This is a genomic window from Sphingopyxis sp. (assembly GCF_050725615.1).
Taxonomy (GTDB): domain Bacteria; phylum Pseudomonadota; class Alphaproteobacteria; order Sphingomonadales; family Sphingomonadaceae; genus Sphingopyxis.
The window spans coordinates 17,269-33,916 of the sequence record NZ_JBOHHU010000010.1 but is presented as its reverse complement, the minus strand read 5'-3'; the positions used below and the strand labels follow the sequence as shown (position 1 = coordinate 33,916).

Below are 16,648 nucleotides of genomic sequence, written 5' to 3'. Positions count from 1 at the left end.
TCGGCGTCAAAAGGACATGTCGAGCGCGACGCCAACCGTGCGCGGCTGCAGCGGCGAAATCGCGAGGAAGCTCGGCCGGTTGAGTCCGTCCGCCATCGTCGAGCGCGCCATCTCCCCCTTGTTGTCGAGCAGGTTACGCGCATAGGCGCGCAGCGTCCAATGGTCGCTGAAGGTCACCGATGCGTTGAGATCGACCGACGTATAGGGTTTGGCGAGCGCGGTCAGCGGATCGCTCTCCACCAGCGAAAAGCGGTTTCCGGCATGGCGGACGCCCGCACCGAAGCTGCCCTTGTTGCCACCGCCGAGTTCGAATTCATAATCGGCGCGCAGCGCACCGCTGAACTTGGGCACTGCGGGCAAGCGGTCGCCGTCGAAACCGCTGATTTCGGGGACATCCTCGCTGAGCGTCGCGTCGGTATAGCTGCCCGTTGCGGTGATCGTCAGCCCCGGCGCCGGGCGCAGCAGCATCGATCCCTCGATGCCCTTGCTCGTCGCCTTGCCGCCGTTGGCGCCGCCCGACACGCCACCGAAGGCGCGCACGACCTGGATGTCGGTCCAGTCCATCCAGAAGAGCGCGACATCGACCGACACCAGACGGTCGGCGAAATCGGCCTTCAACCCGATCTCGTAATTCTTCATCCGGTCGGCATCGACCGTCGGGGGCACATTGGGCACGACGACGTTGGGGCCGCCCGGACGATAACCGGTGGCGACGCGGGCATAGAGCATCGCATCGTCGTTGATGTGGAACTGCGGGCTGATCGAGTATGTGAAGACATTCTCCGCCGATTCACCCGGATTGTTCGCCTGCGGCACGATCGCGCCCGAACTGATCTGGCGGAACGTCTGCTCGTTACGCGCCCAGCGCAGGCCGCCGGTGATCTCGAACTGGTCGGAGAAGCGGAAGGTCGCGTTGGCGAAGGCGGCATATTCCTTATAGGTCGCAGGCAGGCCGACGATCGCGAGCGGATCGAGTCCAGGGATCGGATTGCCCGCCATGTCGAACGACCGGACGAGCTGGGAATTGCTCGTCGTCTCGTCGGTGAAGAAGCCACCGATCAGCCATTCGAAACGCCCGCCGCCCGGCGAGGCGAGGCGCAGTTCCTGCGTCCATTTTTCGAGCCCGAGATCAAGATAGAAGGGCGTGATGCCCGGCGCGATCGCGCCCCCGGTAAGCAGCGGGAAGAGCACGCCAAAGGCATAGCTCGTATCCTGCACCTGCCGACTCTGCGTCTTGCTATAGGTCGTCGCCGAGGTCAGCGACGCCGCGCCGAAATCATAGTCGAGTGTCGCCGAATAATAGTCGAGGTCGATGTCAAAGGATTCGGGCACATAATTGTTGAACGATCGCCCGTCGCCGAGCCGGTTGCCCGCCAGGTCGGCGGCATAGGTTCCGTTGCCGTCCGAATCGAGCGATTGCCAGATGCCCGCAAGCTTGACGCTGAATTCGGGGGTCGGCTGCCACAGCAAGGCCACGCGGCCGCCGCGCTGTTCATAGTCGTTCTGGTCCTTGAGCGCGGCATTGTTGACGCTGTCGACCCAGCCCGGCGTCTTGCGCCAGGCGAAGCTCGCCGACATCGCCAGCCTGTCGGTCACGATCGGGACATTGACCATCGCCTGCGCGCCCCAGCCGAGTCCGTCGCCACCCTTGATCGCGAAGCCCTCGACCCCGGCGCGCACCTTGAACGCGCTGGTGTCGGGCTGGACCGTGACATATTTGACCAGTCCGCCGATCGAGCTTGCGCCATAGAGCGTGCCCTGCGGGCCCTTCAGCACTTCGATACGCTGGAGGTCATAGGGCATCAGGTCGATCGTGAACGCGCCAGAGCGGTTGTAAATCGCGCTCGATCCGACCGGCGCCTCGTCGAGATAGATGCCGACCGTCTGTGCGGAGCTGAGCGGCGCGACGCCGCGCAACGTGATCGTGGTCTGGCCCGGCGTGCCGCTGTTCGATACCTGCATGCCGGGAACGAAGCCCGCATAGTCGACAAGCGACGCCGCGCCTTGTTCCTGCAGCGCCTTGCCGTCGACGACGCTGATCGAGATCGGCACGTCCTGGACGTTCTCCACGCGCTTCTGCGCGGTGACGACGATTTCGCCCTCGACGGCAACCGCTCCGGCTTCCTGCGCCGCCGCCGGCATCGCGGCCATCAGTGCGGCCATGCTTCCTGCAATAAAGAGACCCTGTTTCATCGTCTTACCCCCAGACTTGCGCGAGCAGGCGGCGGAAATTGCCCCCCAACACCGCGGTGATGTTTTCGTTGGAATAGCCCCGGCGGATCAGTTCCTCGGTCAGGTCAAAGACCTTGAGCGGATGGTCGAACCCGTCGATGTCGATCTTGTCGCGAAAGCCGTAGCTCGCCTTGTAGCCCTGCTTGAGCAGCGCATATTCGTCCGGCTTCATATCGTCATAGCCGTTGAGATCGGCGTCCGAACCGATGCCGACATGCTCGATCGCCGTGAGCTTTGCGACATGATCGATATGGTCGGCCATATGCCCGACATTGGTCGGATCGGTGCTGCGCACGAACATGCGCACCCCGGTGATGCCCATCACCCCGCCCTTCGCCGCGAGCGCCTTGATCGCCGCATCAGTCTTGACGCGTGGATGGTCGACCAGCGCACGCGCATTGCTATGGGTGATCGCGATCGGCCCCTTGGCGATCTCGATCGCGTCGAGCGTGGTCTTGTCGCCGCAATGCGAGACGTCGATCAGCATCTTCTGCTTTTCCATCTCGGCGATGATCGCGGCGCCATAGTCGCTGACCCCGCCATCGACGCGTTCGGTACTGCCCGACCCGATCATGTTCTGGCTGTTATAGGTGAGTTGCGCGCAGCGCAGGCCGAGGCGGCGGAAGGTCGCGACATCCTCGACGCGCTCGAACTGCTCGGCATTCTGGATGCCCATGATGACGGCGCATTTCCGGTCGGCCTTGGCGCGGTCGAGGTCGTCCACGGTGTCGACGAGCGTGAAGACATGGCTGTTGCGGCCGGCAAAACCCTGCCAGCCGGCAAGGAACTCCAGCCCCTGCGCCCGCGCGTCGGGGCCGCCGAGGCCATAGGCGTTGTGGAAACCGGTGATGCCGCTACCGCGAAACTCGGCGGCTTCGGCGTCGGTCAGGCGATGCGCGACATAGTCGGGCGAGGTGGTGATCTTGAGTGGCGCGAGCATGTCGATGACCAGCGACGACGCGACGATATCGACCGCGCGGCGCGAATAGCTGCGCCCCGGCGTGGCGGCAAAGGCGAACGCACTCCGGCCGATCATCGGCGCGGACAAAGCGGTGCCGACCGCGCCGGCGACCAAGGCGCGGCGCGTCAACGGGAATGACGTCTTCATTCCACCCTCCAACTCACGAAATCTACAATTTCGACACTATTGTCCTAATCAGAGAATTGTCAACCCAAATAGGACATCGTTACGTCACAAACCCCAAATTTCTTCCGGACAATGTATCCGTCCGCCCGCATAACGCACCCCCGGCTCGCGATCGCTCGCGAGGAAGGTCGGTCCGTCGAGATCGACGATGTCGCAGAGCTGCCCCAGCACGAAGGACGGCGCCATCGACAGGCTGCTGCCCATCATGTTGCCGACCATCACGTCGAGCCCGAGCTTCTTCGCCTGCCGCGCGATCGCCAGCCCCTCGGTCAGCCCGCCGCATTTATCGAGCTTGATGTTCACGACGTCGAAACGCCCGACGAGCGACGCGGTGTCGGCGAGCGTCACCGCGCTTTCGTCGGCGACGAAGGGCAGCGGCCGTTTCAGTCCGTCGAGATCGGCCTCACATCCCCGTTTCAACGGTTGTTCGAGCTGCGCGACCCGGTTCGCCACCAGGACTGGAAGCAGCGCGCGCAAGGTCGCGATGCTATAGCCCTGGTTGGCGTCGACGCCGATCCAGGCGTCGGGCCGCGCGGCGCGGATCGCCTCGACCCGCGCGATGTCGTCATCCAAATCGCCGGTCAGCTTGACCTTGACCGGCGCCTCCGGATCGAGCGCCAGCGCGGCGCGCGCCATCTTGCCCGGCGCGTCGGCGCCCAGCGTCAGCGTCGAGAGCAGCGGCTGCGGCGGCGCGAGTCCGGCGATGTCCCACACCGGTCTGCCCGCCTGTTTCGCTTCGAGTTCCCAGAAGGCGCAGTCGATCGCATTGCGCGCGCCGCCCGCCGGGAGCAGGTCCTGCAATTGCTCGCGCGTGATCCCGGCCTCGATCGCGCCGCGGACGCGCTGCGCCTCGTCCAGCATATGGTCGATGTCGTCGCCGAGATAATAGACCCCGGCCCCCTCGCCACGCCCCGAATGCGTGCCATCCGAAAGCTCGGCGACGAGCAATGCGGTCTCGGTGAAGACATGCCCCGAAATGCGGAACGGCTGGTGGTAGGGAAAGCGCTCGACCCGAAGGTCGAGCGCCAGTTTCTGCTTGCCCATCGTCGTCATCAATACACCATGTTGAAACCATAGAGGTGGAAGACCAGCGTCACCCAGACAAGAACCAGCGCGGCCAGCACGAGCAGCACCGCGCCGAGCTTCATCGTCCAGCGGCGCTTGCCCTTGATGCTCTGTCCCAGGTGCCACACCGCGGTGATCAGCAGCCCGAAGGTGGCGAGCGGGGTCAGGATGCGCAGCAGGTGGATCAGCCAGTCGAGCGGCCCGCCGATGCTGCCGATATCGGCCGAGAAGGCCGCGATCAGGCCGATCCAACCCGCGAGCGCGCCAAGCACCAGCCAGGCAAAGATCCGCGACAGGCGGTAAGCGCGGCGCGCCTTGCCTTCGAGCGCGAAGTCGGCCTTGAAGCTGCGCCGGACCAGCGCGCGCACCGGCCACGCCAGCGCGGCGAGCAGGACGATGCCGAGCGCGAAGATCAGCGCCGGGTTGAGCCAGGCCGCATTGGTGCCGGCGGACGCGGGTTCGAACACCATGAAGGGCGAGCCCGCATCGAGGCTCCAGCGCGTGACGCGGCCGTCCTTGACCTCGGCGGCGAGCCGCTCACCGGTGCCGGTGTCGCGCCACACGAACGGCTCGACCTCGACCCAGTCGCGCGCGCCGGCGCCCAGGCCGTCGAGCGCCGGGAGGGTAATCTTGCCATCCTCGGTCAGGGTGATCTTCGCCTGTCCGAGCAGCCCGAACAGGCTCATAAAATTGGTGAAGCTGCCACGGCTGCTTTCATAATGTCCGACCATCATCTGCGCGTGCGCGGCGGCGGTTTTGGCGTCGACGGTGCCGGGCTTGTCGGCGCCGGGCAGGTAGCGGTCGGCGAATTTGTGGAACAGGGCGCTGCGCACCGCGCCCGCATCGCCCGCCTGCCCGGGGCTGTTCATCGAGATATAGACGCCGATGTCGGCATCGGGGAACAGCCACAGATAGGAGTGGAACCAGACGGTGTCGCCGCCATGCGCGATCGCGCGGTGACCGTTGACCCATTGTTCGTAGAAGCCGAGCGCCATGCTGTTGAGCGGACCCACACCCGGAGCCTTATAATCATGCATCATCTTCGCGGTTTCGGGCTTGAGCAGCCCGGCGCCGTCATTGAGGTGCGCGATCATAAACTTGCCCATGTCGGCGCCCGACGCCGACAGGCTGCCCGCAGGGGCAGGGACGACGATCTCGAACGGCTGCGCCTTGCCGGTGACGTTGGGATAGCCCTTCGACATGTGCGGCGCGAGGCTGGCGGGAAGCGGCTGACGGAACGATGCATGCGTCATGCCGAGCGGCGTGAAGATATGCTTTTCGACATAGGAGTCGAAATCCTCGCCGCTCACCCGCTCGACGATATAGCCGGCCAAGGCGGTCGCGTAATTGGAGTAAGCCGGCGTCGTTCCGGGCGCGAAAACGCGATCGGGCAGCGCCAGCGGCATCTGTTTCTTGAGCGTCATCACCGCCTTGGGATCGCTGCTGATCAGGTAACGCACCGATTCCTGGAAACCCGCCGTATGCGTCATAATGTTGCGCAGCGTGACCGGCTTGCCCTGATAGGGCGGAATCTTGAAATCCAGATAGGCGTTGACGTCCTTGTCGAGGTCGAGCTTGCCCGCTTCGACCTGCTGCATCACCGCCGTCCAGGTGAACAGTTTCGATACCGAGCCGGGGCGGAACAAGGTAGTTTCGGGCAGCACCGGCGCGCGCTTGGCGACGTCGGCGAAGCCATAGCCCTTCTCCAGCACGACCTGACCGTCCTTCACGACGACGACGACCGCGCCGGGGATCCGCCCGCGTTCGAGCGCATAGGGCAGATAGCCGTCGAGCCAGGCTTCGAGGTCGGCGCGGTCGAGCGTCACCGGCGGCGCATCGGCTTTCGCGGTCGGCGCTGCGGGCGCCGCCACCTTCTTGGCGGGCGGCGCGACCGCCGGCCCCTGCGCCATCAGCGGCACCGCCGCGAGCGCGGCCAGTCCGATCATCAGCTTGCGAACAAAACGCATCGCGACCTCCCTTTTGCTGGCGCGCTCACTTAGCCTTGCAGCGAGCCGCGCGACCCCTTACCAAGGGACCAACATCTGTTAGCCCAATAGGGACATAATGATCCTGATTAGAGAATTGTCAAACGGCTTATGGCGACTTTGATGGCAAACCGCACAAAACCGCCGACGCTGGGCGAGGTGATGCGCGGGATTCGCTCGCGAAATCGCTGGACGCTCAAGGAGATGAGTGCGAAGTCGGGCATCCCCGTGTCGACGCTGTCCAAGGTCGAGCACGACCGGCTGACGCTGAGCTACGACAAGCTCCAGCAGCTCAGCCAGCGACTCAACATGCGCATGTCCGACCTGTTCGCCGAGGATTCGGAAGACGCGTCGCCGCGCCCGACCGGCCGCCGCAGCGTCGGCACGATCGACAATGCGGTGCGCGTCACCACCGACAATTATGATTATCACTACCTGTGCACCGACCTGCGCCAGAAGCGGATGATTCCGATCCTGACGCGCATTCGCGCGCACAGTGCGACCGAATTCGGCGAGCTCGTCCATCACCAGGGCGAGGAATTCATCTATGTCCTCGAAGGCCGGATGGCGGTGCACACCGAATATTACGACCCGGTCGTGCTCGAAGTCGGCCAGGGCATCTATCTCGATTCGTCGATGGGCCACGCCTATGTCGTCGCGGATGGGTGCGAGGAGGCGCTCGTGCTGGGCGTCTGCTCCAGCGCCGACGACGGCTTGATGGATTCGCTGATGAGCCTGCACGGCGACGGCGAAGGCGGGCTCTGACCCAAAGGGCGGTGGCCTTGGCCCGCCGAATGAGGCACAACCGGGTCCGGTGGCGGAACACGGGGAGCAAGCCGGTCAATGCAGAGCCAAGTTCGCCCCGGCAGCCGACCGACCGACCATCCGGACGTCCAAGCCTGACGCATGGCGGAGGGCGACGCGGATATCCTTGCTGCCGCCATCGCCGGGAACCGCGACGCGTTCGAAGCGCTGCTCCGCCGGCACTATGACCGCATCCATGGGCTGGCGTGGCAGTTGACCGGGTCGCGCGCCGACGCCGACGATATCACGCAGGATGTGTGCTGCATCCTCGCCGAGAAATTGTCGGGCTTTCGCGGCGAGGCCAAATTCACCACCTGGCTGTGCAGCATCGTCTTCAACGCGTGCCGCGACTTTCGCCGACGCCGCAAGGCCTTTGCGGGCTTCACCGACCGGCTGGCGGTGATGGTCGGGCTGATGGACGCGCCCGACGGCCGCGACCTGTACGACGCGCTGTGGGTCAAGAGCGCGATCGCGCGGCTGAAACCCGATCTGCGCGATACCGCCATACTCGTCGCCGGGCAGCAACTGACCCATGGCGAGGCCGCCGCGATCCTGGGGGTTGCTGAAAACACCGTTTCGTGGCGGATGCGCGAGATCCGCCGCCTGCTCGCCGCCGGGTCCGACGCGCCCGAATAGGGTCGAGGCCGGACCCGCAAATTTTTTTCGCAAAGCCGCCAAGGATATCCGGACCCGGCGCGTCCCAGTGACATGCGGGCGATTGTGCACCGCAGTCATCAGGGAGGTTTCCATGCCCCGTATCCATGTCACGACGACCGCCGGACTGGCGTTCGCGCTCCTCGCCGCCTGCGCGGCCGTCGACAACAGCGACGTCGCGTCGCCATCCGCTTCGCCCGACGCGGCCGCACCCGGCGAACGGCGCGAAGCCGACAAGTCCTCGTCCGAAATCATCGTCACCGCCGCTCGTGTGCGGGGGACACAGGATGTCCCGGTATCGGTGGTTTCCCATCATAATGGCTATGTCGCCGCGCCCCCTCCGCCGCCTCCGCCGCCGCCGGCTTATGTGTCCGGCGCCGTGACGGCGAAGCGGGCGGCGCCGATGCCGATGGGCGGCACCCGCCTCGACCAGCGCGCGCCGATCTATCAGGAGGTCGGGCGCGACAAATTCACCTCGACCACCGAAAACCCCTTCAAGATCGCCGAGGCCGAACCGGTGTCGACCTTCTCGATCGACGTCGACACCGCCTCCTATTCCTTCGTCCGCGCCTCGCTGAACCAGAATGTCCTGCCGCAGCCGGCGGCGGTGCGGACCGAGGAACTGGTCAATTATTTCCCCTATGACTATGCGGCGCCGACGAGCGCGCAGCAGCCGTTCAGCACCAATGTCGCGGTGATGCCGAGCCCGTGGACCGAGGGGCGCAAGCTCGTGCGGATCGGCATCAAGGGCTATAAGATCGCCCCCGAAACGCGGCCACGCGCCAATCTGGTGTTCCTGCTCGATACCTCGGGATCGATGCAGTCGGCCAACAAGCTGCCGCTGGTCAAACAATCGCTCGCCATGCTGCTCGATCAGCTCGACGCGGGCGACCGGGTGTCGATCGTCACCTATGCCGGCAGCGCCGGGACGGTGCTCGAACCGACGTCGGCCGGCGAAAAGAGCAAGATATTGGCAGCGCTCGACCGGCTCGAGGCGGGCGGCAGCACCGCCGGGGCCGAGGGGATCCGCCAGGCCTATGCACTCGCCGAACAGAATCTCGACCCCAAGAGCGTCAACCGCGTGATCCTGGCGACCGACGGCGATTTCAACGTCGGCATCACCGACCAGAATGAGCTGAAGGGCTATATCGAGCGCCAGCGCGGCAAGGGCATTTTCCTGTCGGTGCTCGGCTTCGGCATGGGCAATTACAACGACGCGCTGATGCAGACGCTGGCGCAGAACGGCAATGGCGCCGCCGCCTATATCGACACGCTGAGCGAGGCGCGGAAGACGCTGGTCGACGAAGCGACCTCGACGCTGTTTCCGATCGCCAAGGACGTCAAGATCCAGGTCGAATTCAACCCCGCGACCGTCGCCGAATATCGCCTGATCGGATATGAAACGCGGATGCTGAACCGCGAGGATTTCGAGAATGACAAGGTCGACGCCGGCGATGTCGGATCGGGGCAGACGGTGACCGCGATCTATGAAATTACCCCCGTCGACGGGCCGCGCGCGAACGGCGAGCTGCGCTATCAGACGGTGGCGCAGCGCGCGCCGGTCGTCGGCAAGGCCAGCGAATATGGCTTTGTGAAAATCCGCTACAAATTGCCGAAATCGGACACCAGCCAGCTGATCTCGACCAGCATCGATCGCCGGGTCGAATTCGCCCGCTTCGACGATGCCCCGCGCGATGCGCGCTTCGCGGTCGGGGTCGCCGCCTTTGCCGAACTGCTGCGCGGCGGCAAATATAGCGGGTCGATGACCTATGACGATGTGCTGGCGATTGTCGGCGCGGCGCGCGGGTCCGATGATTTCGGCTATCGCACCGAACTGGTGCAGATGGTCCGCGCCGCCAAGAGCGCCGGTGCGCTGGCGCGCCTCGATCGCTGAAGCGATGCGGGAACGGCGGCGCGGGGCAATCCGCGCCGCCGCATCCGCCATTGCCGAACGTCGCGAGGCGACTTCGAGACAATCGACCCCCGCGTTTTTGTGCGTATAAGGCGAAACGATGCCGATCCTCGCTTCCTCTGGCGCAGCGCCACTGCCGCACGGCCGGGACGGGCGATAGGTGGACCGCGACGACGACATTCTGGCCGCGCTGCCCGGTGCGCCGCCCCCGGCGCCGCAGCGCCGCGAAGCCGCGATCACCGCCGCGCTCGCGCGCTTCGACGGGGCAGATGCCGCGCCGGCTGCCGATCGCCCGCGTCCCAGGGCCGATAGCTGGTGGGCGAGGTTGCAGCGGCCGCAGATGGGCGCGCTGGTCGCGGCGGTGCTGGTCGTCGGGATCAGCGTGCCGCTCGCCATGCGCATGGTCGACCAGCCGATCGACGGGATCGGCGAGCCAGTCGCGCCGGACCTTCCCGATACCGCGCCGCCCGCTGCAACCGAGTTGGCAGATGCGGCGGCGACGGTGCCCCCGACGACGACGGAAAAAACGCTCGCGACCGGACCGGCGCCGGCGACTGGGCGAGTTGATCGCGCGCGGCAAGAAATTGCCGCGACCCGGCCCGGCGATGCAGGCGAAAGCGCGGCTGTCGCAAAGCCGGTCGCCGCGCCTCCCCATGCCCCCCCGCCCCCGCCTCCTCCTCCGCCTCCGCCTCCGCCTCCGCCGCCGCCTCCCGCTCCGCCGCCCCGGATGATGGCGCAGGCCGAAGCGCGCGGGTCGGTCGCGGCCGCGAAACGAAGCGACACCGCCGATCGCGACATCGTCGTGTCGGCGCAGCGCCGATCGTCGACCATGGCCGACGTGCCCGTTGCCGTCGCCGCTGCGCCGGCCGTCGACCGCGCTCGCGACAACAGCAGCGAAATCATCGTCACCGGGGCGAAGATGGCCGCGCCGAAGCGGGCACCGCGCGGCGACTGGAACGCCTGCACGGTGGACGATCCGAGCCAGAGCCTGTCGCGCTGCACCCGGCTGGTGACGCAGGGCAATCGCAAGACCCGCGAGCGCGCCGAAACCCATCTCGCCGACGGCCTGGTCCAGGCCTGGCAGGGCGACACCGACGCGGCGGTCGCGAATTTCGACAAGGCGATCGCGGCCGCGCCGCAGCTGTCGATCGGCTATCTCAACCGGGGGCTGGTCTATGACCGCAAGGGCGATATCGACCGGGCGATCGCCGACCTCGACCTGGCGGTGCGCTTTGCCCCCGATTCGGCGCGCGCTTATTATGTCCGCAGTCGGCTGTTGCGGAAAAATGGCGACGACGACAAAGCCAGCGCCGACGAGAAGCGCGCGATCGAACTCGATCGCCGCTATCAGGACGTCATCGAATAACAGTCAACGCGCGCGGGTTTCGATGGCTCGGCGAGCGTAGCTGAAATCCGGTAAATTTCGACGATTTGCGGGGCGAACCCGCCACCTGTGAACAAGCCTATTGAAATCCTGTCCGACGTCGTTGATATCGATGTCATCAGAGAGGATACCCCATGCTTGACCCCGATATCGCCGCGCTCATTGGCCAGCCGGCCGAAATGCCGCCGCTGACCCCCGAACTGATTCCGATGATGCGCGCCAATATGGCGATGATGGCGGCGGCGATGCCGGGAACCGACATCGACCATGTCGAGGATTTCGATGCCGATGGCGTGCCCGCCCGCCTCTATCGCCCGGCATCGGACGAACCCTTGCCGCTTCTGGTCTTCCTCCATGGCGGGGGTTGGATGTTCGGCGATCTCGACACGCATGATGCGATGACGCGCCACCTGACCGCCGCCAGCGGTTGCGCGGTGCTCGGGGTCGGTTATCGGCTCGCGCCCGAGCATAAATTCCCCGCCGGGCTCGACGATGCGATGACCGCGCTCGACTGGGCGCGCCGGTCGGCGGCCAGGCTCGGCTGCGATCCCGCGCGCATCGCGCTGGGCGGCGAAAGCGCGGGCGGCAACCTGACCGCTGCAGTGACGCTGCGGCTGCGTGACGAAGGCAAGCCACAGCCCTTGTTCCAGCTGCTGATCCACCCGGCGACCGACATGAGCTTCGCGCTGCCATCGTTCGCCGAAGTCGCCGCGCCGGGCCTGTCGAAAACCTATCTCGATGCGTGCCGCGAATATTATCTGGGCGATACGCCCGAGTCCGACCCGCTCGCCTCGCCGCTGCACGCCGCCAGCCATGCGGGCCTCGCGCCCGCGATCGTCCTGACCGCGTCCGAAGACCCGCTGCGCGACGACGGCGAATATTATGCGGCGGCGCTGGTGCGGAGCGGGGTCGAAACGCTCGCCTGCCGCCTTCCGGGGCTGCCGCACGGCTTTCAGTTCCTGCCGATCACCATTGCGGCGGTCGCGGCGGCCAACGACTTGATTGGTGGGCTGGTCCGCCGCTACTTCGCCTGTAGATAGGAACCGGCTTTTGGGGGGCGTTCATCGATGAACCGAATCGGCAATGGCGAACGACCGACCATGGAAATGGTCGCGGCGCTGGCCGGCGTGTCGAAGATCACCGTATCGCGCGCGCTGCGCGGCAGCGACCTCGTGCGCCCGGAAGTGCGCGAACGCATCGCCGAGGTTGCGAAAAAGGTCGGATACCGCATGAACGTCGCGGCGCGCAGCCTGCGCACGCGCGAGACGCGGACGATCGCGGTGGTGATCGACCATCGTGATTCCGACCACCAGTCGCACACCGATCCGCTGATCCTCGCGATCATCGGCGGGTTGCTCGATGCGCTGACGCCTGCGGGCTATTCGATGCTGCTGACCACCAACGAGCATTTCCTGTCGTCGAACGCAGTCGGCGCCGACGGCGCGGTGATGCTCGGCCAGGGCGAAGGCGCACAGCGGGTGACCGAGGTCGCAGCGATGAACCTGCCGATCGTCGCCTGGGGCGAGCCTGTGCCGGGGGTCAGCATCAAGGTCGTCGGCAGCGACAATCGCATGGGCGGCAAGCTCGCCGCCGAACATCTGGTCGCGCGTGGCGCGGCGCGGCTGCTGTTCCTCGGCGACATGCAGCATCCCGAGATCGCGGCGCGGCTCGAAGGCTTTCGCGAGGCGCTGGCGGCGAGCGAGGCGCGGCTGGTCGGCGCGCTGCCCTGCCCGTTCACGCCCGAAGGCGCAGCGAATGTGGTGCGGCGCGCGCTCGACGACGGCACCACCTTCGACGCGATTTTCGCCGCGAGCGATTTCATCGCCGCCGGCGCGTGCGACGCGCTGCTCGCGCATGGCATATCGGTGCCGGGCGACGTGTCCATTGTCGGCTTCGACGACGCGCCGATCGCCAGCGTGCACCGCCCGTCGATCAGCTCGATCCGGCAGGACGGCGCCGCGGCGGGCCGCGCCCTCGGGGCGGCGGCGATCGCGCTGGTCGAGGGCAATAGCAGCACGACCGCGCACGCACTGGCCGTCGAACTCGTCGCGCGCGAGACGAGCCGCTAGATCTCAGCCGAGATATTTGCGGAAAAAGTCCGCGACGATGGCGTAGGTCTCGACCGATTCGGGCAGGTCCACGTCCATATGATGGGCGTGCCAGAGGCCGTCGAACAGGATGAAGCTCGCCTCGACCCCGGCGGCGAGCAGGCGGCGATGCAGCACCGACACCGGGCTCGCCGCAAAGTCGCGCGTCGCCGAGATCAACAGGCTCGGCGGAAAGGCGCTGAGCGTTTCGGGATGGCGACCGGGCAGGACGAGCGGATCGTCGAGGTCGGCGCCCGCGAAATAGGGCAAGGTCGCCGCGCTCGGTATCGCCGCCGCACCGCCGGCCGGATTGAAAATGTCCTGCGCCAGCACCGAATCACCGGCGAAATCGAGCGCAGCGCCGTGAAACATCCCCACCGCGCCGGGCTTGCCCAGGCCCTCGCGCGCGATCCGCGCCGCCGCCTGCGCGGTGAGCGCCGCCCCCGCCGAGCAACCGTAGATGCCGACTTTTGCAGGCTCGACCTGGTCGATCACCGCGCGGTAGACCGCGACGATGTCGTCGACGGCGGCCGGATAGACATGCTCGGGCGCTAGCCGATAGTCGATCGCAAGGACGCGCATGTCGGCGACCGCCGCGACCGGCACGGCTTCGAGCAGCGCGCCGGGCCCTTCGCCCCACATGAAAGCGCCGCCATGGAGGCAGAGGAGCACGGGCGAGTCGGGCGCGCCACCCGCCGGCGTCACCTCATGGACCTTGACCCCCGCGATCTCGCGTTCGGCGATGTCCACGGCATATTTCGCCTGCGCCTTGTCGAGCAGCCGCTGGTTATAGGCCGCGAAGAAGGGGCGCGCCTCCGCGAGGTCCGCGGGCGATGCGGATTCGGTCAGAAAGGCGGCGAAGCGGGCTTTCGCTTCCTCGCTGACCCATGGACCGAACTGCTCGATATCGCTCATGTCATCCTCATCCTGCTATCGATGTCAGCTATCGACTTGCTTCATTGATAGCGCGCTGCTCGCTTGGCGCAAGCGCCTATTGACATCGATATCATTTTCCTTCATCCGCTATCTCGACCGGGGGAATCCGGCTATCCTTTGGGAGGGAAGAGATGATGTCGATGCGTTCCGCCTTTCTTGCCGCGCTGGCTTGCAGCGCGAGCTTGCTGCCCGCCGCCGCGTTCGCGCAGACCGAGACGGCGCCCGCCGACCAGCCCGATACGACGGCCGAAGCCGGTGGCGGCCTCAATGACATCGTGGTCACCGCGCGGCGGCGCGAAGAGCGGTTGCAGGATGTGCCGATCGCGGTCACCGCCTTCACCGACGAAGCGCTCGAGCAGAAGGGGGTCACCGACCGCACCTCGCTCGCCGACAACACGCCGTCGCTGTTCACGATCAGCGGCGGCTATCCCCGCGAGTTCGCCTATTTCGCGCTGCGCGGCCAGGGCCCGGCTTTCGGCTCGACCCCCGGCGTGGTCAATTATTTCGCCGAGGTCCCGAACAGCGTCAACGTCGACGGCCGCGTCGGCACCTATTTCGACCTCGCCAATATCCAGGTTCTCGCGGGGCCGCAGGGCACCTTGTTCGGCAAGAATGCGACCGGCGGCAACATCTTGTTCGAACCGGTCAAGCCGCAGGACGAGTTTGAGGGCTATGTCCGCGTCCAGCTCGGCAATTATGACGACCGCCGGATCGAGGGCGCGCTCAACACCCCGATCGTCCCCGGCCGCGTGCTGCTGCGCGTCGCGGGCGAGGTCGGGCGTCGCGACGGCTATACCAAGGACGTCGGCCCCTTTTTCGCGGGCAAGGATTATGACAATCTTGCCTATGAGAGCTTCCGCTTCGGCCTGACCTTGAAGCCGACCGACAATGTCGAACTCTATACAATGCTGCGTTATTATCATTCGGACAATAATGGCGGCGGCACCGTGCTCGGGGCGTACAACCCCGCTGCGGGTTTCGATGCCAGCGCACTGGGCTTGGGCTTCCTGCCGGTGGCGGCCTTCTATCCCGGCGTGCTGACCGCGGTCGCCGAGCAGCAGGCGCGCGGGCCGCGCCGCGTGTCCTACGACCTCGACCAATTCTCGGAGACGAAATATTGGCAGGTGATCAACCAGGCGTCGGTCCAGCTGAGCGACACGATCAAGCTGCGCAACATCATCAGCTATTCCGAGCTGCGCACGATCTACGGCTATGATTATGACGCGATGCCCTTCCCGATCGCCGGGCAGCGCGGGCGCATCCCGACCGTCGCACCCAATTTCTTCACCGAGGAACTGCAGCTGCAGGGCACGCTGTTCGACGATGCGGTCGATTTCTCGATCGGCGGCTATCTCGATCGCCAGAGCTGGAGCGATCCCGCGGGGATCGAGGAATATACCTTCTTCCCGATCGGCACCTTGCTCCCGACGATCTCGGGCTTCTTCACCCAGACGAACAAGAGCGAGGCGGTCTTCGGGCAGGCGACCGTCGACCTCGGCAAGCTGTCGGGCGCGCTGACCGGGCTCAGCGTCACCGGTGGCCTCCGCTACACCTGGGAGCATAGCTTCACCTCGCAGACGATCGGCGGTCCGCCGGCGGTCTCGGGGTCGGTCGACAGCGATTATCCGAGCTACACCGCGACGATCGACTATGATGTGACACCCGGCGTCCATGCCTATGTCACCGCGCGCGACGCCTATAAGTCGGGCGGCGTCAACGGCCCGGTGCCCGTCGGTTCGGCATTCCGCACCTATGCACCCGAACGCCTCTCCGACATCGAGGTCGGGCTGAAGTCGCAATTCTCGCTCGGCGACGTCGACGTGCGCGCCAATGTCGCCGCCTATCGCGGCATCTACGACAATATCCAGCGCACCACCGCGGAGGCGGTGCAGACGCCGGCCGGCACGGTGCTGCTCAACGTCACGCGCAGCGCGGCGAAGGGCAAGATCCAGGGGGTCGAGCTGAACCTCGCGGTCATGCCGGTGCAGGGGCTGACGCTCAACGGCAGCTATTCCTACATCGACGCGCGCTACACCGAAGTGGCGGATGCGAGCGCGGGGGCGATATTGAACGGCGCGCCCTTCCCCTACACCCCCAAGCATAAATTCTCGGTCGGCGGCTCGTACGAGACCTCGCTCGGCAGCGCGGGCAACCTCGTGCTCGCAGCCAATTATGTGCGCCAGACCAAGGTCTCGACCGCGCAGACCAACAGCAGCTTCTACAATTTCCTGCCCGCCTATGGCCTGCTCAACGGCAGCATCGGGCTGAAGGACGTCGGCGGGCGGCCGATCGACCTCAGCTTCTTCGTCAACAACCTCACCAACGAGGCCAAGCCGGTCGGGGTGCTCGACCAATATGCGCAGTCGTCGGGCATGGTTGGGCTGACCTACAGCGAGCCGCGCATGTACGGGGTGCGGATCGGTTATCGGTTCGGGAACTGAT

The 16,648-nt window shown here is 66.0% G+C and carries 12 protein-coding genes; 7 read left to right on the top strand and 5 right to left on the bottom strand.

Translation table 11 applies throughout. The features are described 5' to 3' along the window. Nucleotides 1-6: 6 nt before the first annotated feature. The 4 genes from ACREB7_RS03905 to ACREB7_RS03890 all read right to left on the bottom strand — a co-directional run bounded on the left by ACREB7_RS03905 (nt 7) and on the right by ACREB7_RS03890 (nt 6,411). Entirely contained in the window at nt 7-2,163 is a 2,157-nt protein-coding gene (locus ACREB7_RS03905) for a TonB-dependent receptor (RefSeq protein ID WP_431590982.1), read from the bottom strand. Between the two features lie 34 nt (nt 2,164-2,197). After that, a complete protein-coding gene (locus ACREB7_RS03900) occupies nt 2,198-3,340 on the bottom strand; it encodes a dipeptidase (protein ID WP_431590981.1) in 1,143 nt (380 codons plus the stop codon). Nucleotides 3,341-3,424: 84 nt separating this feature from the next. Beyond that, nucleotides 3,425-4,432: a dipeptide epimerase gene (locus ACREB7_RS03895; protein ID WP_431590980.1), complete on the bottom strand. Its 1,008-nt coding sequence runs from the start codon at nt 4,430-4,432 to the stop codon at nt 3,425-3,427. Beyond that, complete coding sequence (locus tag ACREB7_RS03890) at nt 4,432-6,411, bottom strand: serine hydrolase domain-containing protein (protein ID WP_431590979.1); 1,980 nt, start codon at nt 6,409-6,411, stop codon at nt 4,432-4,434. Before ACREB7_RS03890 ends, ACREB7_RS03895 begins: the two co-directional genes overlap by 1 nt. A gap of 141 nt (nt 6,412-6,552) precedes the next feature. Here ACREB7_RS03890 and ACREB7_RS03885 point away from each other — a divergent pair, with 141 nt between their 5' ends. The 6 genes from ACREB7_RS03885 to ACREB7_RS03860 all read left to right on the top strand — a co-directional run bounded on the left by ACREB7_RS03885 (nt 6,553) and on the right by ACREB7_RS03860 (nt 13,252). Further along, a complete protein-coding gene (locus ACREB7_RS03885; RefSeq protein ID WP_431590978.1) occupies nt 6,553-7,194 on the top strand; it encodes a helix-turn-helix domain-containing protein in 642 nt (213 codons plus the stop codon). A 141-nt stretch (nt 7,195-7,335) separates the two neighbouring features. After that, complete coding sequence (locus ACREB7_RS03880) at nt 7,336-7,869, top strand: RNA polymerase sigma factor (protein WP_431590977.1); 534 nt, start codon at nt 7,336-7,338, stop codon at nt 7,867-7,869. A gap of 112 nt (nt 7,870-7,981) precedes the next feature. Beyond that, nucleotides 7,982-9,781, top strand: a complete 1,800-nt coding sequence (locus ACREB7_RS03875) for a vWA domain-containing protein (RefSeq protein WP_431590976.1) — start codon at nt 7,982-7,984, stop codon at nt 9,779-9,781. Between the two features lie 178 nt (nt 9,782-9,959). Beyond that, nucleotides 9,960-11,165: a tetratricopeptide repeat protein gene (locus ACREB7_RS03870; RefSeq protein WP_431590975.1), complete on the top strand. Its 1,206-nt coding sequence runs from the start codon at nt 9,960-9,962 to the stop codon at nt 11,163-11,165. A 152-nt stretch (nt 11,166-11,317) separates the two neighbouring features. Then, nucleotides 11,318-12,223: an alpha/beta hydrolase gene (locus ACREB7_RS03865; RefSeq protein ID WP_431590974.1), complete on the top strand. Its 906-nt coding sequence runs from the start codon at nt 11,318-11,320 to the stop codon at nt 12,221-12,223. A 27-nt stretch (nt 12,224-12,250) separates the two neighbouring features. Continuing rightward, on the top strand, nt 12,251-13,252 hold the full coding sequence (locus tag ACREB7_RS03860; protein ID WP_431590973.1) for a substrate-binding domain-containing protein: 1,002 nt from the start codon (nt 12,251-12,253) through the stop codon (nt 13,250-13,252). 3 nt (nt 13,253-13,255) lie between these two features. On the opposite strand, the gene ACREB7_RS03855 is transcribed toward ACREB7_RS03860, so the two are convergent. Then, nucleotides 13,256-14,185, bottom strand: a complete 930-nt coding sequence (locus tag ACREB7_RS03855) for an alpha/beta hydrolase fold domain-containing protein (RefSeq protein WP_431590972.1) — start codon at nt 14,183-14,185, stop codon at nt 13,256-13,258. Between the two features lie 155 nt (nt 14,186-14,340). Here ACREB7_RS03855 and ACREB7_RS03850 point away from each other — a divergent pair, with 155 nt between their 5' ends. After that, entirely contained in the window at nt 14,341-16,647 is a 2,307-nt protein-coding gene (locus ACREB7_RS03850) for a TonB-dependent receptor (protein ID WP_431590971.1), read from the top strand. The last annotated feature ends 1 nt before the right edge of the window (nt 16,648 follow it).